Raw genomic sequence first — 20,498 nt, 5'->3', positions numbered from 1 at the left:
TAGTTGATTGAGGAACATTCGAAATGCATGCTGACTGATAGCCGTATTTGTTGTCTTTGCCATTTGCCCTCCATGGATAATGCAGAGGTCTATATTGGCCGAATTCCTCAAAACAAAATCGACCAACACAATTTAGCGACATGGCTCATAAAAATAAGGGGAATTACCGCAGATGGTCGATGTATTTCGAAATCAAAAAATGGGTGATGGTCGCCTCAGTTGGCATATCGCCCAGAATGACGTGCGCAGGTGCCGGTGCTTGCGTTATGCCCGCTTCGCAAGAGCGGCAAGCATATTTGGGGCGACGCGTGACAATCACCCGGAGTTGCAGCGGGATGACATCCAAAAGCTCGCTCACATCTTCTCCGATCTCGTGACGCTCGGACCCGCAATAACTGACCGTGCTGTCTGGCGCGATGACCTCTTCGAAGCGCGGTAAGTGCTTTGGCAATGATCCACGGTTTGTATTGCGCGGCTTGGCAGTCTGGGCCGGTGTGACCTGTGGGTTGGCATCGCCCTCCGCTACGACCTGAGCGATGCCAGCCTCGATATCCTCAAGCGTCAGCTCAAATAGATCCGGTTCGACCTTCTCAGATTTGCGACCAAACATCGCCTGCCGCAGAGCTGCGATCAGTGTCTCCAGGCGCGCGTTTTGCGCGCGCTGTGCCACAACCACGGCCTTGAGCGCATTCATGTCTTCAGGAAGACCCGTCGCCGCAATCATGGGCAGAATCTATCAAAATCAATCCCCAAATGCCCGCACAAACGCCTCCTTGATTCACTCTGCCGCAGTCGGCGCGCGAACTGCGAGTGCTTTAAGCTTGCGCCAGTCTAACCCCGAGAACAGTCCCTCAAACTACTTGATTGAGTGAAGTGGTTGCGATTACGCGCCCATGCATGCGCTACAAGAGGAAACAATTTGGAGGATTACCGCTTCACGAGAAGATCCGAGCACTGCAGCACGTGAAAGCACGGGCGGATGCAAAAATTTAGACGTGTTCTCTGTAGTCCTATGTCGGTGACTTGGTCCACCATGTACTTATCCGTGAGCCGTAAAAAGTCGAAGACAGGAAGCTGTAGCACAAGGCTGAGGTTAAACAAGTCCGTTAGAGAGGAGCTAAGGTGTACACATGGGTGGACTGAAATTAAGTATTACAGTTCACATCGTTGAAAAAAATAAATTTTAGTCAGAAAAATGGTGCCCCCACACGGACTCGAACCGCGGACCTACTGATTACAAATCAGTTGCTCTACCAGCTGAGCTATAGGGGCCGTTGGAGGACGAATTAGCCTCTCTTGAAAAAACCTGCAAGCGGCAAAATCGCGATTTTTACTCTTTTCGGTGATTTTTTTCCATGCCCCCTGCTAAGGCCAAGTTATTTGACCTGACGAGCCACTCGCATTACTCAATGTATGCTGTTGCAAACCTTGGAGATGTAACTTTCAAATGCAGGTAATTGTTCACACAGGTGCCCATGCCACCGAAGAAGACCGCCTGCTGAAAAGCCTGCTGCGTAACAAAGAAGATTTTTCAAAACGTGGTGTGGCCGTGCCTGGCCCAGGTAAGTATCGCAGCCTGCTGAAAGAGTGTTTTGCAGCGCTTGAAGCTGGCACCCCGGCTTCAGATTCGCGTGATGTTCTCTGGGACGCCATTCTGGACGAGGAAGAGGCTGACCGGGTGGTGCTCTCTAATCCCCATTTCTTTGGCTCGCAGCGCGCCGCGCTGCAAGACAACGAGTTGTACCCCGAAGCCGTTAAGCGCATGCAGTTTTTACAGCAACTCTTTCCCTATGATCAGATTGAAATCTTCATGGGACTGCGTAATCCGGCTGGGTTCCTGCCTGCTCTGCTTGAAAAAGCAACTCCGCGACGTCTGCGTCAGGTCAAAAAACAAACAGACCCACGGCAATTGCGCTGGTCGGAAATGATGACCCGCTTGCGCCAGGATGTTCCGGAAATTTCAATCACGGTCTGGTGTTACGAAGATATGCCTCTGATATGGGGACAGATCTTGCGTGATATGGCAGGGCTTGAACCCAATGAGGCCCTGCTTGGGGATCTGGATTTACTCACCACCATCATGTCCGATGAAGGCATGACACGCCTACGCGAATATCTACAGGCTCATGACAACCTGAGTGAAATGCAAAGGCGCCGGGTTTATGCTGCGTTTCTGGACAAGTTTGCGCTGGATGACGCCATAGAAGAAGAGCTTGATTTGTCCGGCTGGACAGACGAGTTGGTAGAGGATCTCACTGAAATTTACGACGAAGACATCTATCAATTACAACGCGTTCCAGGCGTCACTTTGATTGCTCCGTGACCGTCATGCGAAACTTGATCCGCCGCTCGCTCCGCATCAGCACCGCGCTGGCCGTCTGCATTCAATTGTTGCCCGGTGCTGTAACCGCCGGTGAAGTGACACTTTTTGCAGCCGCTAGCCTTAAGTCTGCCTTAGATGAATTGGCCCAGGACTATCCCGGTGGTCAGCTACAGATCGCTTATGGCGGCAGCTCTGCACTGGCCCGGCAAATCACACAGGGCGCCCCGGCGCAGGTGTTTCTCTCGGCAAACATTGCTTGGATGAATATCCTGGAGCAAGACGGCCTGTTGGCCCGCGATAGCCGCGTTGACTTATTGGGCAACCGGCTGGCTCTGATCGCAGCTCCAGACAGCAAAATAGGACTCCCCCCTGCCCCCGGCGTCGCCCTTGCAGATGCTCTGGATGACCGCGTGCTGGCAATGGCTATTGTGAAGGCCGTGCCCGCTGGTATCTACGGTCGCGAAGCGCTGGAAACGCTTGGTGTTTGGGAGGATGTAAAGAGCAAAGTGGTGCAAACCGACAATGTCCGCGCCGCACTGCGCTTGGTGTCTACGGGTGAAGCCGACTTGGGTATTGTCTATGAAACTGATCTGGGCGCTGACCCTCGGGTGCGTTTGCTCGGCCTGTTTCCCGCTGAGAGCCACAGCCCCATTCGCTACCCCTTGGCGCTTGTAGAGCCCGTCACCCCTGAATCCCGCGCCGTTTATGACTATCTGCAAAGTCCTACTGCCCAAGAGGTGTTTACCAGACATGGGTTCAACAGCTTAAAGGCGGCAGAATGACCAACTGGCTGGGCCCCGAGGAATGGCAGGCGGTTGCGTTGTCGCTCCAGGTTTCGCTGTGGGCCACCCTGATCAACTTGCCGTTTGCAGTGCTCGTTTCCCACGCCTTGGCGCGATGGGCCTTTCCGGGTAAACAGCTTTTGAACGCCATTGTACATTTGCCGCTGTTCTTACCCCCGGTTGTTACTGGTTATCTGTTGTTGATCACCTTTGGACGCCGCGCGCCTGTTGGAGCCTGGTTAGAACAGACCTTTGGTCTTGTGCTCGCGTTTCGCTGGACCGGGGCGGTTCTGGCCGCCGCAATCATGGGGTTTCCTCTTATGGTGCGTGCGATCCGGCTTGCCATTGAATCGGTTGATCCAAAGCTGGAACAGGCAGCTGCCACCCTTGGCGCTTCCCGGCTTTGGGTATTCGCAACTGTCACGCTTCCGCTGATCCTGCCGGGTTTAATCGCCGGAGCCGTTCTGGGCTTTGCCAAGGCCATGGGCGAATTTGGCGCCACCATCACCTTTGTGGCCAACATCCCCGGCCAGACACAAACCTTGCCCTCGGCCGTTTATAGCTTTTTGCAAATTCCGGGTGGAGAAAACTCGGCGCTGAAACTTGTCGCGGTCTCGTTGGTTGTGGCTATGGGAGCGCTGATTGCCTCTGAATACCTGGCGCGCCGCGCTGCAAAGCGTGTGAGCGGCCGATGAGCCTGTCTGTCAACATATCCCACACCTTGGGCGATATGGACGTTGACGTGGCCTTTGAAACAAGCGCCGGGATCACGGCGCTGTTTGGGCAGTCAGGGTCAGGCAAAACAACTGTGGTCAATGCGGTTGCTGGGCTGCTCACGCCGCGCGCGGGCCATGTCGCGCTGAACTCCGAGGTCTTGTTCAGTAGCAAGGAAAACATAAACCAGCCGCCGCACCGCCGCCGATTAGGGTATGTGTTTCAGGATGCGCGGCTGTTTCCGCATCTGACTGTGCTGGGAAACCTTAACTATGGCGCACGGTTTGCACCCAAAGGCAGTAAAGGACCCAGCCTTGATGATGTAACAAAACTGCTTGGTATCTCGGCACTGCTGAGCCGCCATCCCGGTACCTTGTCAGGTGGAGAAAAGCAGCGGGTTGCGATTGGCCGTGCGCTGCTGTCCAACCCTCGGATGCTGCTGATGGATGAACCCCTTGCAGCTCTGGATAGTGCCCGCAAGGATGAGATACTGCCCTATCTGGAACACCTGCGGGATTTCACCAAACTCCCCATTTTGTATGTGAGCCATTCCGTGGCCGAAGTTGCCCGGCTTGCTGCAACTGTGGTGTTACTTGACCACGGCAAAGTCGCCCAGATTGGAACAGCTGAACAGGTTTTCTCGGACCCCGCGATGGTACGCCAACTGGGACTGCGCGAGGCCGGGTCCATCCTGCCTGCCCGCATCAAGGAGCATCACCCAGACGGCCTGACCGAACTGGCCGTATCCGGTGGCAAACTGTTCCTACCCAAAGTTGACCTGCCCCTCGCGTCTCAAACCCGCGTCAGAGTGTTGGCACAGGATGTGATGCTGTCACGCAAAGCTCCTGAGGGCCTCTCGGCACTGAACATCCTTTCAGGCACAATCACTGATGTACGCACAGGTGACGGACCGGGCGCCTTGGTGCAAATGCGCTGTGGCGAAGATCTTTTGTTGGCGCGGATCACCCGCCGTTCGGCCCAAGCGCTGGATCTGGCCCCAGATGTGAAATGTCATGCCATCATCAAGTCCGTTTCTGTTGCGCGCCACGATGTAGGCCAAAGCTGACAGACATATTGGTGCTGACCCGCGTGCCGATGATATTCGCCAATCGTTATGCGGTATCAGAGAAAACATCTTGACGAACAGCGATATTTTAAGCTCAAAATATAAACACGTGAATTTTCTGAGATCACAAGGGCGGCGCAGATCCCCCAGGTCTCTGGTTAGCAAGCGGACGCGGGAATCTCCTTTCTCGCACCGCTTTGCTGCGTAAACTCGCCAAAAACAACAATGATTCTATCAGGGAGACATTCGATGAAACTGGACATCCGCTCATTTGCCAAGGGTACAGCTGTTGCCGTCACCGCCATTCTGGCTGCTGGTGTGGCACAAGCCAAGGACTTCCGTCTTGGCCTGATTACCCCTCCGCCCCACGTCTGGACCAAAGCTGCCGAGGCTTTTGGCGCTGAACTGGCCGAGAAATCCGGTGGTGAGCACAGCGTCACTGTCTTCCCTGCCCGCCAGTTGGGCAACGAAGCGCAGATGTTGCAGCAACTGCAAACCGGCGCGCTTGATATGGCCTTTATGACTGTGGCCGAAGTGTCGAACCGCGTGCCCAACATGGGTGCATTCTATGCACCATACCTGGCCAATGACATCACCCACGCCGCTGCCATTCTGCGTTCGGACACCGCCAAGAGCATGCTGGATGTGCTACCACAAGAGGCCGGTGTTGTTGGTGTTGGCTACGGCTCGGCTGGTATGCGCCAGATCCTGACCCGTGGTGAGGTTGGTTCGGTCGACGACCTGAAAGGTCAGAAACTCCGGATCACTCCGTTTGATCCAATTCTGGATTTCTACAATCTGGTTGGCGCCGCTCCGACCCCAATGCCTCTGCCCGCCGTGTATGATGCGCTTGCCAACGGCCAAGTGGATGCCATCGACATGGATGTTGAGCTGATCAACGTGCTGAAATACTACGAGCACGCCGACACGCTGCTGATCTCCAACCACATGATGTTCCCGATGGTGGGTCTGGTTTCAGCCCGTGTCTATGCGGGGATGTCCGACGACGACAAGAAAATGGTCTCTGAACTGATGGCAAAACACGTGGACAGCACCCTGGACGCCTATGTTGCCAAGTCCCCAGCCTGGACCGAAAGTCTGAACGGCGTTGGCATCAACGTTATGACCGTGGATGCTGAGTTCTTTGGCCCGGTCATGGGTGAGTGGGAAGCGATCTGGGCGGCCAAGGCCCCGTCGCTGCCAGACCTGCGTGCTGCTGCTGACGCAGCCAAGTAAGCCCAACAAACGCCTGCTGCCCGGCAACACCGGGCAGCGCTTGCCTCTGGCAAACACCACTTCAATCAAGACAACAAGGCAGCCACATGCTGTACCAGGCCTCCAAGACCTGGGCGCGGGTCGAGATTTTCTGCGCCGCCACCCTTGCCGCTTCTGTATCCGGACTGATCCTGCTGAACGTGGTCACCCGCGCGATGGGTAACTCCATTTACTGGGTCGACGAGGCCGCAATTTATTCCATGGTTTGGATGTGTTTCCTGGCCGCCTCGGCTGCGGTGCATCACCGCAGCTCCATCGCCGTCACCTTGATCGCGGACTTGACACCAGCGCGGGTGGGCTACTGGCTCAGCCGGGTTGTTGATGTTGTCATCTTTGTTTTTGCCTTGCTGCTGATCTGGATCTGCTGGCGCTGGTTCATGCCACTGGAACTGGCCAAACAAGGCTTTGACGTCAAAGCCTTTCAGGGCGCGACTTTCAACTTTGTCTATGCCGAACCGACCAACACGCTTGGCATACAAAAGGTCTGGGTCTGGCTGGTGGTGCCCCTCTTTGCCTTTGGTGCCCTACTGCATGCCACCGCCAACCTGTTCCGCCCCGCTCCGATCGAGGAAAAACAATGACACCTGTTGTATTTCTGGTCCTACTGTTTGTTTCGGTCCCAATTGCACTGGTGCTGTCGCTGACAGCTCTGTGGTACATCTATGAAAGCGGCAATACGGTTCTGTATGACAGTTTTTCCCAGCAAATGTTCTCGGGTGTCGAAAACTACGGCCTACTGGCAATCCCACTATTCATCCTGACCGGTGAGCTGATGAACGAAGGCGGCATGACGCAGCGGCTTGTCCACGCAGCCCGCGTGTTTGTTGGCGGGTTTCGCGGCGGTCTGGCCTATATCAACCTACTGGCCAATATGTTCATGGCCGCCATCATCGGCTCCGCCGCCAGTCAGATCGCAGTGATGAGCCGCGCCATGGTGCCCGCCATGACCAAAGAGGGTTATGATCCAGGTTTCGCCGCAGCCACCACGGCGGCAGGCGGACTTCTAGCGCCCGTCATTCCACCATCGATGCTATTCGTGATCTATGGCGTGTTGGCACAGCTCCCGATCGGGGATCTGTTCATCGCTGGTATCATCCCCGGCCTGATCATGGCCGGATCCTTCTTTCTGGTCGTGGCGTTGATTGGTCTGAAGCAGCAATTCCCACGCGGCACTTGGATGACCCGTCCGCAAGCCATACGTGCCCTCGGCGACGCAGCCCCCGCCTTTCTAATCCCACTGGCCATTGTCGGCGGCATCCTGTTTGGCATTGCCACTCCAACCGAAAGCGCAGCCGTGGCGTCTTTGATCGCTTTTGGCGTGGGCTGGGTGATTTATCGCGAGATTACTCCCCGCGATCTCGGCAAGCTCTTTGTCCGCACCGCCACCAATTCATCGCTGGTGATCTTCATGATCGCTGCCGCCAATGTCTTTGGCTGGGTGGTAATCTATGAAGAGCTACCACAGAAACTGGCGCAGTTCATTTCCTCCGTCACCTCAGACCCGTTTGTGTTCCTGCTGATCGTCAACGCCTGCCTGCTGTTTGTCGGCATGTTGATTGATGGCATCGCCGCACTAATCCTGGTGACGCCAATCCTGTTGCCGATTGCCATGAACAACTATGACATCGACCCGTTTCAGTTTGGTGTGGTGATCAGTCTGAACTTGGTTCTAGGCCTTTTAACCCCACCGGTTGGCGTGGGCCTATATATCGCCTCGGCCATGTCGGGGGTACGCCCCTTCACGATCTTCGTCGCCCTGTGGCCGTTCCTGGTGGCGGTGACGCTGATCCTGATCCTTCTCAGCTATTTCCCAATCCTGAGTACAGCACTGATCTAAGGTTGGCGCAGCACTGCGCCAACCTGCCCCTGCCTGCTAGTTCTGTGGTTGACCCATCCGGTTGAAAACCACCTGCTCTTCGGACAGGTCGTCATAGGTCAGATGCACCTCGATTTGATTGATCGATCCCAGCTCATAGTTGCGATACGGCAACCCATCTGCCTCGGTAATCGCATTGGGCGCGCCCTGATCCAGGTGACACTCAGGCAAAGGCCAGATTTCCGGAGTTGCACCATTCACCCCAAGCCTCATCTGCACCAGGCCACAACGCCAGGCCCAGATGTGCGTGACGTACAATAAATCCTGCCCGTCAAATTCCCGTACTGAAATCCAATTAGCTTTGGTCATTCCCAAAATCGGTTTGACCTCTGTCGCTGTGGTAAACTGACCCGAAGGGACCTGTGGTTCGGCCACCAATACAGCCTCAGCCACAGGCGGGACCACAACCGATCCGGTAGAAACCCCATCTCCGCCGGATTGGATCGCACCAGCAACAATGGCAACAAGCAGATCAAACATCTTGAAAACTCCCAAAAGCCACGCCGGGCCAGAAAATGTGTTCAGTATCAAATTGTAGGCTGTTGGACCAATAGCGCCACACCTATAGTTGCCGCAACAGGCATCCAGCTCCGGTAAATGAGGGCAGACGGGAACACCATGGGCAAAACACCCTTCAATATCATGATCGTTGGTCAGTCTGGGCGACTGCAATACGAAGCACTATTGTTTGCGGCCTCACTGCGTCATTGCTCGCCTGATTATAACGGACGGCTATTTGTGGCAGTGCCCCAGCCCAGCCCTAAATGGCAGAACGACCCCAGCATCCGCAATAACGAGGTGCTGGCCGCGCTGGAGCAGCTAGGCGCCGAGATCCTGCCCTTTGAGAACAAAGTCTTTGGACAAGACTATCCCTATGGCAACAAGATCGAGGCCCTACAGGCCATGCCCAAGGGCGAACCGTTTGTTTTCTTTGACACCGACACGCTGATCACTGGTGACCTAATGTCGGTCCCATTTGATTTCTCGCGCCCTTCGGCCTCGCTACGGCGTGAAGGAACATGGCCCCAGCCAACACTCTATGGCCCCGGATATACCGAGATCTGGCGCTCGCTTTACACTCGCTTTGGGTTGGATTTTGAAAGCAGCCTGGATCTGAAACAGCCCAATGAATACTGGCAACGCTATCTCTATTTCAACGCAGGCTTTTTCTACGGTGCCTGCCCACGCGCCTTTGGCAAGCGGTTCCTTGTTTACGCCCAATCCGTCCGCTACGACCTGCCACCGGAACTGATTGGCCAATCCCTTGATCCTTGGCTGGACCAGATTGTTTTACCCTTGGTCATCCATTCCTTTGGCGGCGGTCGTGACACGCTGCCCGCTGGCTATCTTGACGGTGACGTCAGCTGCCACTACCGCCTGCTGCCGCTGCTATACGCCCGTGAAAGTAACCGGGTGGTCGAGGTGCTGCACGAGATCAGCGCGCCGAACAAAATCAAGAAGGTGCTAAAGGGCTCAGACCCAATCAAACGCATGGTTTTCCAGGGGCGCGGAGAGAAGGTGCGCGCAATGTTTGATCGCGAAAACCTACCCCTGCGCGAACAGGCGATCCGTAATCAGATCAAGAAGGCTGGTTTCTGGATGCGATAGACGCAAAAACGAGGCATCCTGTTCTTTTGCGAATTGCTGTTCCAGGTTCGCGCTTGCGTTGAGTGGGGCAATCGAGTGTTTTAGAGCCCAACAATTAATTGATTTGATCAGGGAGACAGCACGATGACCGACGCCCCCACCTATGGGTTTGATACCTTGCAAATTCACGCCGGAGCCAAGCCTGACCCGGCAACCGGCGCGCGGCAAACGCCGATTTATCAAACCACAGCCTATGTGTTTCGCGATGCAGATCACGCCGCCGCGTTGTTCAACTTGCAAGAAGTCGGCTTTATCTATTCCCGCCTGACCAACCCAACCGTCGCGGTTCTTCAGGAACGGATTGCCACACTCGAAGGTGGTGTGGGCGCAGTTTGCTGTTCTTCTGGGCACGCGGCACAGATCATGGCGCTGTTCCCGCTGATGCAGCCCGGCTGCAATGTGGTAGCTTCAACCCGGCTTTATGGTGGCACTGTCACCCAGCTTAGCCAGACCATCAAGCGTTTTGGCTGGGAAGCCAAATTTGTCGATACCGATGATCTGGACGCTGTCGCTGCGGCAATCGACGAAAACACCCGCGCAGTATTTTGTGAATCCATCGCCAACCCCGGCGGTTATGTCACTGATATCCGTGCGCTAGCCAATGTGTCAGATGCGGCGGGCATTCCGCTGATCGTCGACAACACCTCGGCTACGCCATACCTCTGCCGCCCAATAGAGCAAGGCGCGACGCTGGTTGTGCATTCCACAACCAAATACTTGACCGGCAACGGAACTGTCACCGGTGGCTGCATTGTCGACTCGGGCAGCTTTGACTGGTCCGCCAGCGACAAGTTCCCCTCGCTCAGCGCGCCCGAGCCTGCCTATCACGGGTTGAAGTTCCACGAGACGTTTGGTGGGCTGGCCTTCACCTTCCACGGTATTGCTATTGGTCTGCGCGATCTCGGTATGACTATGAACCCGCAAGCGGCCCATTACACATTGATGGGCGTCGAAACCCTGTCTCTGCGGATGCAGCGCCATGTGGAGAACGCCGAGAGGATCGCAACCTGGCTCGAGAAGGATGATCGGGTCGACTATGTGACCTACGCTGGCCTACCATCATCACCTTACTATGATCGCGCCAAAACCTGCTATCCCAAGGGTGCGGGTGGCTTGTTCACCTTTGCCATCAAAGGCGGCTATGACGCTTGTGTCAAGCTGGTGAACTCGCTTGAGATCTTTAGCCATGTTGCCAACCTGGGCGACGCCCGGTCGCTGATTATCCATTCCGCGTCGACCACGCACCGGCAGTTGTCGCCAGAACAGCAGGAAGCCGCTGGCGCAGGTCCAAATGTAGTTCGCTTGTCCATTGGTATTGAGGATCCAAAAGATCTGATTGCGGATCTGGATCAGGCGCTGACCAAGGCCAGCTCCTAACTTCTTAGCAATAAACGATGAGAAGGCCGCGCAAAACACGCGGCCTTTCTTATTCTGTTACTGGGTCGGCAATACCAAAGACCACCGACACATTATGAGAAAAACTCAACTCTCCGGCTTCGATCGGCATAGCGGATGATCGGGCCATTTCAATCCTCATGGGCTGCCCTCCACTGTTACCACCCCGGTCAGTGATCGTAAGCACCGGCCCCAACGTTAGGCCTGCCGCTGTAGCCAACTGCTCAGCTTTGCGGATCGCATCTTTAACGGCGGCACCCCGAATTTCATCCTGAACCTCGCTGGGGTCTGTAACACCAAACCGAAGCCCCCTGAATTCATTGGCTCCAACCTGCAAAACCTGATCGAGCACTTCTCCCAGGGTATCAAGATCCCGCACACGCAACATCAGTGTATTGCTGGCAATGAACCCCGTGATCTTACGCTCCTTGCCCGAACTCAAAGAACCCGCTGACGCCCAAACTGGATTGACCGAGATCTGCTGGGTTTGCAAATCTTCGGCTGCGATACCAGCCTTGTGGAGCTGATCGATCACCGCAACCATGGTTTTGGACACGTGCCGCATGGCATTTACGGCTTCATCAGCCTGCTCTGTCACCCCCAAAGTTATCGTAGCCACAGTTGGTGAAACCTGAATCCGGGCCTCGCCAGTGACCGAAATCTGCCGTTGGATGGGGGTCTCGGCTGCCCATGCAATTCCCCCAGACAATACAAAGGCTAATGCTGGAACAATAAATCTAGTGGTTTTCATGCTAAAACTCCTTCTCGAATTGCCAAGATGAGAGTGCAAATGGCCACAAACAAGAAGGAATTTGAGTGTTTTCCTTTTCCTCGGCGGAGTCCTGCTCTAAACTTGGGCAGCAAGCCGACTTGGTTGCAACACTATCTTGGCACTAACGAATTGGATGGTCTGACCACAACATGAAACCGGGCTTTGCGCTATCGCTGTCTCCGGATGGTATATCTCTCTTGCACCGGGCCGCCGGAGGATGGCGGTTGGTTGGCAGTGCTGAACTCAGTTCACCTGACCTTGGTGCAGATCTTTCCAAACTGCGGACGCTGGCTGAAAAGCTTGAACCAAAGCCGATCTCCAGCAAGCTGATTATCCCCAACGACCAGATCCGCTACCTGTCGATTGAAACAGGAATAGTCGATGAAGGCACTCGACTGGACATGGCCCGCGCGGCTTTGGATGGTGCTACGCCTTATGGCGTGAACGAGTTGGCCTTTGACCTGTCGCAGGATGGGCCGATGACGCATGTTGCAGCGGTTGCAATCGAAACTCTGGAAGAAGCAGAAACGTTTGCCACCGAATACAAGTTTGGACCCACCAGTTTTGTTGCAGCGCCTGGCGATATGGATTTTCTTGGCGAACCCTTTTTTGGAACAGCGCGCGCGGTACGCGGTCGCAATATTGAACCAGACGGGATCGCTGTGGTTGATATCGGCCCAGCAGTTATTCCCGCCGCAAAGCCGCTCATCCCACCTGCACCAGTTATCGCTAAACCAACTGCATCAAATGGTACATCTGTTTCACTTTCTGAATCAGAGGAATTAGATGAAATAGACTCGAGTCCCATTGCTGGTTTTAGTAGCCGGAGGGGGAAGCCGGGTTCAACGGCCCCATTGTTACAGGGCGCTAGTCGCACAGTTATTCCGGTTACGCCTGTCAAAGGCAAAACGCCACCGCCACCAGAGGCGTTACCTAAATCAGTGCAGCCGACTGGCAAAAAACTGGACGCTGGTGAGGCTGCGACCATCACCTCCCAGCCAACACCTTCGCCAGCAAACGAAGACCCGGCCCCTCCTTCAGTACAAATTTCAGCGCCCTCTCTCGCTGCTGCCAGCGAAGCCACTGCCTCTGAGCAAACCGCATTTTCAAGTCGACGACAACCAAAGCCAGTTGCTGAGTCACCACCGCATTCGGCGCGCCCTGTAGATGACCGTAAGACTGCGCTGGCAAATGCAGCGACCGAGGCCGACTTAAACACCAGTCCTTTTTCCCAGAGTGAACCCATCGATGTTGGTGGCAAACCGCGCTACCTAGGCTTGGTGCTGGTGGTCGGGTTACTACTATTCATGGCGGTTGTAGCTGCTTGGGCTTTTAGAGGGGGAACACTGTTTTCATTTGGCAAAGACCCTGCTGACCTGTTCGACACCCCTCCGGCCACGTCTTCCGACGGCGGCGAGGACTTCGCCGAACCAGAGACCAGTGCCCCTGCGACAATCCCAGTACCCGTGATCGAACCAGCGCCAGAGCAGCTTCCCGAAATCTTGGCGCCACAGGTCAGTGCACTTCCTGAAAACCTTTCAGTTCTATCCGACCCTCCGATCACAGACCCCAGCGAAGTTGCCCTCCTTACTGAAACTGACAACGCTGTTCTTGATGCACTCCGCCAGCCAACACGCTCAGAATTGGACCCCGAGGCGCTCGCCGATGATGTCATTGGTCCAGCCACCAACCCGCTCCCTGAGCTTTCCCAAGCCGCGCAGTATGCTGCCACAGGAGTTTGGCAAGCTTTACCAGATGTACCCGCCCCTCCTGCGGTGATTGGGCTGGACGACCTCTATGTCGCATCGATTGACAACACAGACCTGTCACAAGATGCGGTGGCGCTGCCACCCACCACCAGTTACGCGACCGACTTAGAGTTGGACATTGTGACCTCGCCCACTGCAGCTGGAAGCTCCTTTGAACTGGATGAACGTGGCTTGGTCCGCGCCACGCCAGAAGGCACGCTGAACCCAGATGGCGTTATGGTCTACCTGGGCCGCCCCAGTCGAGTTCCACCACCAACTCCTGATCGCTCGAACCCCGAGGCCGAGGCCGAGGTTGAAGAACAGCAAGCCGTGCTTGCGCGGTTGCGGCCTCGGGCCCGTCCAAATGACCTTGTCGAGCAAGCCGAGCGCGCGAACTTAGGCGGCCTCAGCTTGGCCGAACTCGGCCAAGAACGGCCGCGTTCCCGCCCTGCAAGCGCAAGGCCCGCCAACGAAAATAGTCTCCCCACGACCGAGCAGGCTATTGCGACTTCGGTTATTCCCAGAGCCAGACCCGCAAATTTCGCTAACCTTGTTGATCGCGCCCAACGCAATACCAATAATATCCCTGCATCTGCCGGGGCTTCAACTGCTGGCGTTCTGACTTCGACGCCCACCACCAGCGTGGCTCCAGCCAGCGTGGCTCCAACCAGTGTGGCTCCAGCCACCGTTACGCCATCCATACCAACGTCAGCTTCGGTTGCGCGTCAGGCAACTTTGGAAAACTCGATCAACCTACGCAAAGTCAATTTGATTGGCGTTTACGGCAAACCCTCGAACCGAAGTGCATTGGTTCGCCTGTCATCCGGGCGCTACAAGAAAGTCAAAGTAGGTGACAGAATTGACGGTGGCCAAGTGGTTGCCATTGGCGATTCAGAACTGCGGTATCAAAAGGGTGGCCGTAATCTGACCTTGAAGATGCCCAACGGCTAATTAAACAGTTTCGAAAAGGCCTGACACTACATGAGAAGGCCCTCGAAACGACAAGTTCCAAGGGCCAGCTTGTTTAGTCAACGGCGCCTGCCCTTAAGCAGCTTCTATCTCACCATTTGCAATCTGCTCACGTTCGATCGATTCAAACAGCGCTTTAAAGTTGCCTTCGCCAAATCCATCGTCCCCCTTGCGCTGGATGAACTCAAAGAAAATCGGCCCGATCACAGTTTTTGAGAAGATCTGCAGCAGGATTTTGGTTTCACCGCCATCATCCACACCTTCGCCATCAATCAAGATGCCGTGCTTCATCATCAGTTCTTTGGGCTCATCATGGCCAGTTACCCGGTCATAAGACATGTCATAATAGGTCTCGTTCGGACCCGGCATAAACTTGACACCCTTGTCAGCAATCGCATCAGTCGAGGAATACAGATCATCAGATCCAACCGCGATGTGTTGAATGCCCTCACCGTTGTATTTTTTCAAATAAGCAACGATCTGACCTGTTTCACCAGCATCTTCATTGATTGGAATACGGATCCGACCACAAGGCGACGTCAACGCGCGGCTGCGCAGACCAGTGAACTTGCCTTGAATGTCAAAGAAACGAATTTCCTTGAAGTTGAACAGCTCGCCGTAGAACTTGAACCACTTGTCCATGTTACCCTTGAACACATTGTGGGTCAGGTGATCGAGGTAGAAGAACCCGTCGCCACGCGGTTTGGACTCACACAGCCAGTCAAACTCTTCATTATAGGGCGAGGTGTCCGAGTATTGGTCGATGAAATAAATCAGTGATCCGCCGATGCCTTTGATTGCAGGCACATCCATAGTCTTGTCATCCGCATCATAAGGCTCTGCCCCCTTGGACACCGCATGGTCATACGCCTGTTTGGCATCAACCACCCGCCAACCCATCGATGGGGCACAGGGTCCGTGCTGCTCCACAAATTGGGCCGCAAAGCTGTTTTCTTCAGCGTTCAGGATATATGTCACATCGCCCTGCTGCCAAAGCTCAACATTCTTGGACTTATGACGACCAGTCAGCTCGTATCCCATACGCGCAAACAGCTCACGCAGTTCTTCGGGGTTTGGGCTTGCGAACTCAACAAACTCAAAGCCGTCTGTACCAGCAGGGTTTTCTTCTGAAATAACCGATTTCGGAGCGGTGTGCGGAAATGGACCCATGATTGATCTCCTGATTGCGCGTTTTTGTTGTCGTCAATTTTAGTGTAAAACACATGCTTATTTTGCGCATATTTGGGTGGAAAACTTGCCATTTACGCGTTCTTTGCGCAAAATAGACACGAAACATGTAAAAGGCACGCACATGCTCGACAGCATAGATACAAAGCTTCTCGCGGCGCTTCAAAAAAATGCACATCTGACAGCCCAACAGCTGAGTGAGCTTTTGAACCTGTCCCCCAGCCAGGCAGGACGGCGCAGGCAGAGGTTAGAAAGCGAAGGCTATATCCAAGCCTATGTGGCAAAACTGAATGCCGCAAAGCTGGGTCTTCATGTTCAGGGCTTTGTTCAGGTGCACCTTGGCAGTCACGGCCCCGAGCAGGCCGCCAGTTTTGCCAGTTTGATCAGCACACGTCCCGAAATCACGTCAGCCTGGACCATGACCGGAGAGGCCGATTATCTTCTAAGGGTTTACTGCGCAGACCTGACAGAACTGAACACACTACTGCATCAAGTCATTCTGCCTCATCCCGTGGTAGCTCGGGTGCAAAGCCAGATTGTTATGGACCAATTCAAACACGATGGCCCCCTGCCCACTTAACGGCTTGATGCATCTTGTTTGCGTTAATTTTACGGAAATGTTCGAAGGCTAATAACTTGCCTAATACATTTTCAATTACACTGGTACCGATATGTCCTATCACGAATCTCCTGCTAAAATCCGCCCTGCATCTGGCGCTGCCCCCTTTCATCTGAACGAAGCCTTTTATTCCCGCACGGATGATCGTGGACTGATCCAATTCGGCAATGACATTTTTCACCGTGTTGCTAATTACGATTCTGGAGACTTGAATGGCACGCCGCACAATGTGATCCGGCACCCGGATATGCCACGGGGGGTGTTTTGGTTATTCTGGGACACGATCAAACGTGGTCGCAGCATGGGTGCCTATGTAAAGAACAAGGCAAAAGACGGCCTGTACTACTGGGTGTATGCAATCGTAGTTCCCTGTGGAGATGGCTATCTCTCGGCTCGCATAAAGCCAAGCAGCCCGATGTTCGAAGACATCAAAGATATCTATGCAGAACTACACGCAGCCGAGGAAACAGAGGGCTTCAGCCCTGAAGACAGTGCAAAAAGGCTGCTGGAAAAACTGAACGCAATGGGCTTTGACAACTATCACAGTTTTGCCGCCCATGCGCTTGCTGAAGAATTGGCCGCAAGAGATGCGGGATTGGGTAAGACAACCAATTTAAACATTCAAAGTTACCGTTCTAAGCTTGCAAACGCCAAAGAACTGGCCAAAGAGACCGAGGCCTTGGTGCAAGAATTTGAAGCAATGCGAACAATTCCGCACAACCTGCGAGTCATTGCTTCTCGAATTGAACCAGCCGGTGGGCCAGTAACCGTATTGTCACAAAACTACGGAACTATGTCGCGTGACATGTCAGATTGGTTCGCAACCCATGTGCTCGGGGAAAATAGCAACTTTTCTGCTATTAAGGGCATCGTCAATCACGGCATGTTCATCGAATGCATGCTTCGCATTCTGGATGAATGCAACGCGTTGCTGGAAAAGGAACACAAATCAGTTGGCGGCAACACCCTTGACAGCGAACGTGAACTTCTAAGCAATTTGGTTCAGGAACAACGTAACCAGGCCCAGCAAGGGCTGAAGAATGTAAGCATAGAAGCCGAGCGTATTCTAAAAGCATGTAGTGTGATGCACCGACACTTTCTTGGGCTCAGTTCTACCCGCGTCCTTTGTAAGATCGAAAGCGCTCGCCTGACCAACGAAGGCGAAGCGTTGACAGCGATCATTGATCAACTTGGGGTCTTCCAGGCGCGAATTTCAGCGCAGTTGGATCGAATTGCTGTGCTTGGCGCGGAAATCCAGTCGACCGAAGGATAGGACCCTCTGCGCCTTTTCTGCATATTGTTTGCTCGAACGAAGGCCGCATTAATCCTCCCACAAGATTCTGTTGTTAGGAAAAGGAGAGAGATCAGCTTAACAATTACTGGAATCGCACAGTGTCCTTTATCGACCGCAACGTCAAAATCCGCCCTTCCCGTGGCGAAGCTCCTTTTTCGCTAGAAGAAGTTTTCTTTTCACGAACCGATGACCGAGGTGTCATCGAGGCTGGCAATGCCGTCTTTAGTCGAGTCGCACATTACGACTGGGACGAAATGCAGGGTGCGCCTCATAAACTCATTCGCCACCCGGATATGCCCAAGGGCGTCTTCTGGCTGCTGTGGGATACATTGAAGCAAGGAAAGAGTATTGGTGCCTACGTCAAAAACCAGGCCAAAGACGGATTGTACTATTGGGTGTTTGCGGTCGTAACCCCTTGCGAAGGTGGTTATCTTTCAGCACGTATCAAGCCTACCAGCTCGCTGCTGGCAACAATCCAAGCCGAATATGCTGCTCTGCGGACTGCAGAAACCGAGGATGACCTTAGCCCCGAGGATAGTGCTAAACAATTGCTGGCACGATTGGCTGACCTGGGGTTCGACGAATATGAAAAGTTCTCGTCTCATGCGCTAAGTGAAGAGCTCATCGCCCGTGATGCTGGGCTGGGCCTAAGCCCCGATCCAAAAATCAACAAGTTCCGCACCATGCTCGCCAACTCGGATGAGCTGACCAAAGAAACCGAATCTCTGGTGCAAGAATTCGAAGCCATGCGCACGATCCCGCATAACCTGCGCGTTATTGCATCGCGGATTGAACCAGCTGGTGGGCCTGTAACCGTGCTTTCCCAAAACTATGGCACCATGTCGCGTGACATGTCCGAATGGTTTGAAAAGCATGTATTGGGCGAAAACAGTAACTTTTCCGCAATCAAAAGCACTGTCAATCTCAGCATGTTTGTCGAGTGCCTGGCTCGTATTCTCAACGAATGTGACACTCAGCTTGCCAAAGAGTCTAAAGAACAAGACTGCAACAGCGTTGATACAGCAAAAGAACATCAGCTTCTTGCAGATTTGACTACGCGGCAAACCAAAAAAGCCGAAGCCGGACTACGAGATGTCAACATCGAAGCGGATCGCATTCTAAATGCCTGTACAGTCATGCATCGCCATTTCCTTGGCCTGAGCTCCACGCGCGTTCTGTGTAAGATTGAAAGCGCCCGCCTATCGCGTGATGGCGAAACACTCACGACCATCATCGACCAACTTGGTGTGTTTCAGGGGCGGATTTCAAAACAACTTGGACGCATCGAACATCTGAGCACTTCAATCCGCGCGCAGGACAATGAATAAACCCCAGCGTCTAGGTCAGTGTTCTTGGGCTCACCAAAGCCTCTGAGCAAAACTTTTCAAACCTACCTCGTCAGATCTGCCGAGGTAGGTTTTATCTTTTGCCCGTCTCAAAACGAAAACGACCTTACTGCCTCAGCCAGATCAACATAACAACATGAAGCCTTACTGTAATTTAATTTAGCAGTTAAGCTTATGGGAAGAATAATTAGGTAAGTTTCAGATATACCAAACTACAAGACCGGAATACAAAATTGTCCCATATCGATCGCCGCATTGAACCCGCCACCCTCCGTGGTGAAGCACAGTTCAACCTGGAAGAGGTGTTTTTTTCCCGCACCGATGACAGTGGCGTAATACACGCTGGCAACCACGTGTTTGCACGCGTAGCAAATTATGAATGGGCAGAAATGCAGGGGGCGCCACACAAGATAATTCGGCATCCCGATATGCCCAAAGGGGTTTTTCACCTCTTCTGGGACACCTTGAAGCGCGGCAAAAGCATTGGTGCCTATGTCAAAAATCGCTCAAAAGACGGGCTCTATTACTGGGTTTATGCCGTTGCAATGCCCTGCGACGGTGGTTTTCTATCCGCCTGGATCAAACCTACGAGCTCGGTGTTAGCGACAATCGAAGCCGAATATGCTGCTCTGCGCAAAGCTGAACAAGAACAGAACCTATCCGCCGAAGATAGCGCAGCCCAACTGCTGGTCCGTCTTAAGGAATTGGGATTTGACGACTACCCCGCTTTCGCCTCCCATGCGCTAAGCGAAGAGCTCGTGGCCCGGGATAAGGGGTTGAACAATGTTGTTGATGAAAAAATCAGCGACTATCTCACAATGCAGTCCAATGCTGCCGATCTGCTCAAGGAAACCGACGCACTGGTTCAGGAATTCGAAGCCATGCGTACCATTCCACACAATCTGCGCGTCATTGCTTCTAGGATTGAACCGGCCGGTGGCCCAGTAACAGTCCTGTCACAAAACTACGGCACCATGTCGCGTGAAATGTCGGAATGGTTCGAGAAGAATGTTTTGGGCGAAAACAGCAACTTCTCGGCGATCAAGGGCACCATCAGCCACAGCATGTTTGTCCAAGGCGTTGCCCGTATTCTGAACGAATGTGACCAGCACATTAAGTCAGACACCAACCATGTTGAAGGTGTCGACATGGATCATGAACAAGCCGTTCTGAACAGGCTGATTCTCAGGCAAAATATCCAGGCAGCCTCTGGCCTAAAAGAGGTCTGCGCTGAAGCCGACCGCATTCTCACTGCCTGCGATGTCATGCACCGTCACTTCCTTGGCCTAAGCTCGACACGTGTTTTGTGCAAAATTGAGAGCGCGCGTCTTTCAACTGAAGGGGAAGCCTTGACTGCGATCATCGACCAGTTGGGCGTATTCCAAGAGCGTATTTCGGCGCAGCTTGGGCGAATTGGCCATCTCAGTTCTGAAATTCGTACCGTCGAACACTAATCCCTCTGCTGCTCTGGGCAAATTGGTTCA

General features: G+C 53.9%; 17 protein-coding genes, 1 tRNA gene and 1 pseudogene. 14 read left to right on the top strand and 5 right to left on the bottom strand.

Going from position 1 to position 20,498, the window contains the following annotated elements; all coding sequences use genetic code 11:
• Positions 1–169 precede the first annotated feature (169 nt).
• A pseudogene (locus AC2T28_RS19995) lies at positions 170–724 on the bottom strand (transposase); the annotation flags it as partial.
• Positions 725–1,196: 472 nt separating this feature from the next.
• Positions 1,197–1,272: transfer RNA gene (locus tag AC2T28_RS19990), tRNA-Thr, on the bottom strand.
• 175 nt (positions 1,273–1,447) lie between these two features.
• On the opposite strand from AC2T28_RS19990, the gene AC2T28_RS19985 reads away from it, so the two are divergent.
• The 7 genes from AC2T28_RS19985 (at position 1,448) to AC2T28_RS19955 (ending at position 7,997) form a co-directional block, all read left to right on the top strand.
• Complete coding sequence (locus AC2T28_RS19985; RefSeq protein WP_486750417.1) at positions 1,448–2,323, top strand: hypothetical protein; 876 nt, start codon at positions 1,448–1,450, stop codon at positions 2,321–2,323.
• Positions 2,324–2,328: 5 nt separating this feature from the next.
• Complete coding sequence (gene modA / locus AC2T28_RS19980; RefSeq protein ID WP_486750416.1) at positions 2,329–3,105, top strand: molybdate ABC transporter substrate-binding protein; 777 nt, start codon at positions 2,329–2,331, stop codon at positions 3,103–3,105.
• Positions 3,102–3,800 (top strand): molybdate ABC transporter permease subunit, encoded by a 699-nt coding sequence (gene modB / locus AC2T28_RS19975; RefSeq protein WP_486750415.1) that lies wholly within the window; start codon positions 3,102–3,104, stop codon positions 3,798–3,800. Before modA ends, modB begins: the two co-directional genes overlap by 4 nt.
• The gene (gene modC / locus AC2T28_RS19970; RefSeq protein WP_486750414.1) at positions 3,797–4,885 is read left to right on the top strand and encodes a molybdenum ABC transporter ATP-binding protein; all 1,089 of its coding nucleotides are present in this window, start codon (positions 3,797–3,799) and stop codon (positions 4,883–4,885) included. Before modB ends, modC begins: the two co-directional genes overlap by 4 nt.
• Positions 4,886–5,134: 249 nt before the next feature.
• Positions 5,135–6,121, top strand: coding sequence for a TRAP transporter substrate-binding protein (locus tag AC2T28_RS19965; protein WP_486750413.1), 987 nt, complete (start codon positions 5,135–5,137; stop codon positions 6,119–6,121).
• 86 nt (positions 6,122–6,207) lie between these two features.
• Complete coding sequence (locus AC2T28_RS19960) at positions 6,208–6,741, top strand: TRAP transporter small permease (protein WP_486750412.1); 534 nt, start codon at positions 6,208–6,210, stop codon at positions 6,739–6,741.
• Positions 6,738–7,997 carry a TRAP transporter large permease gene (locus AC2T28_RS19955; protein ID WP_486750411.1) on the top strand — a complete coding sequence of 420 codons (1,260 nt, stop codon included), beginning with the start codon at positions 6,738–6,740 and terminating at the stop codon, positions 7,995–7,997. Before AC2T28_RS19960 ends, AC2T28_RS19955 begins: the two co-directional genes overlap by 4 nt.
• Before the next feature lie 36 nt (positions 7,998–8,033).
• Here the strand turns inward: AC2T28_RS19955 and AC2T28_RS19950 are convergent, their stop codons facing one another.
• Positions 8,034–8,516 (bottom strand): hypothetical protein, encoded by a 483-nt coding sequence (locus tag AC2T28_RS19950; protein ID WP_486750410.1) that lies wholly within the window; start codon positions 8,514–8,516, stop codon positions 8,034–8,036.
• A gap of 138 nt (positions 8,517–8,654) precedes the next feature.
• Between AC2T28_RS19950 and AC2T28_RS19945 the strand changes: the two genes are divergently transcribed.
• Both AC2T28_RS19945 and AC2T28_RS19940 read left to right on the top strand, forming a co-directional pair.
• Positions 8,655–9,644 carry a hypothetical protein gene (locus tag AC2T28_RS19945; protein WP_486750426.1) on the top strand — a complete coding sequence of 330 codons (990 nt, stop codon included), beginning with the start codon at positions 8,655–8,657 and terminating at the stop codon, positions 9,642–9,644.
• A gap of 123 nt (positions 9,645–9,767) precedes the next feature.
• A complete protein-coding gene (locus tag AC2T28_RS19940; RefSeq protein ID WP_486750409.1) occupies positions 9,768–11,060 on the top strand; it encodes an O-acetylhomoserine aminocarboxypropyltransferase/cysteine synthase family protein in 1,293 nt (430 codons plus the stop codon).
• 49 nt (positions 11,061–11,109) lie between these two features.
• Here AC2T28_RS19940 and AC2T28_RS19935 read toward each other — a convergent pair whose 3' ends face one another.
• A complete protein-coding gene (locus AC2T28_RS19935; protein WP_486750408.1) occupies positions 11,110–11,829 on the bottom strand; it encodes an SIMPL domain-containing protein in 720 nt (239 codons plus the stop codon).
• 170 nt (positions 11,830–11,999) lie between these two features.
• On the opposite strand from AC2T28_RS19935, the gene AC2T28_RS19930 reads away from it, so the two are divergent.
• Positions 12,000–14,549, top strand: coding sequence for a hypothetical protein (locus AC2T28_RS19930; protein ID WP_486750407.1), 2,550 nt, complete (start codon positions 12,000–12,002; stop codon positions 14,547–14,549).
• A gap of 93 nt (positions 14,550–14,642) precedes the next feature.
• Here AC2T28_RS19930 and hppD read toward each other — a convergent pair whose 3' ends face one another.
• Positions 14,643–15,737 carry a 4-hydroxyphenylpyruvate dioxygenase gene (gene hppD / locus AC2T28_RS19925; RefSeq protein ID WP_486750406.1) on the bottom strand — a complete coding sequence of 365 codons (1,095 nt, stop codon included), beginning with the start codon at positions 15,735–15,737 and terminating at the stop codon, positions 14,643–14,645.
• 142 nt (positions 15,738–15,879) lie between these two features.
• On the opposite strand from hppD, the gene AC2T28_RS19920 reads away from it, so the two are divergent.
• From AC2T28_RS19920 to AC2T28_RS19905, 4 genes are all read left to right on the top strand, one after another.
• Positions 15,880–16,335 (top strand): Lrp/AsnC family transcriptional regulator, encoded by a 456-nt coding sequence (locus AC2T28_RS19920; protein WP_486750405.1) that lies wholly within the window; start codon positions 15,880–15,882, stop codon positions 16,333–16,335.
• A 91-nt stretch (positions 16,336–16,426) separates the two neighbouring features.
• Positions 16,427–17,647, top strand: coding sequence for a PAS domain-containing protein (locus AC2T28_RS19915; RefSeq protein WP_486750404.1), 1,221 nt, complete (start codon positions 16,427–16,429; stop codon positions 17,645–17,647).
• 119 nt (positions 17,648–17,766) lie between these two features.
• A complete protein-coding gene (locus AC2T28_RS19910) occupies positions 17,767–18,996 on the top strand; it encodes a PAS domain-containing protein (RefSeq protein ID WP_486750403.1) in 1,230 nt (409 codons plus the stop codon).
• Between the two features lie 251 nt (positions 18,997–19,247).
• Positions 19,248–20,468 (top strand): PAS domain-containing protein, encoded by a 1,221-nt coding sequence (locus tag AC2T28_RS19905; protein WP_486750402.1) that lies wholly within the window; start codon positions 19,248–19,250, stop codon positions 20,466–20,468.
• Positions 20,469–20,498 lie beyond the last annotated feature (30 nt).

It is taken from the genome of Parasedimentitalea nitratireducens (genome assembly GCF_057444295.1).
Note: the sequence above shows the minus strand (reverse complement) of the source record. Positions and strands in the feature narration are given on the sequence as shown.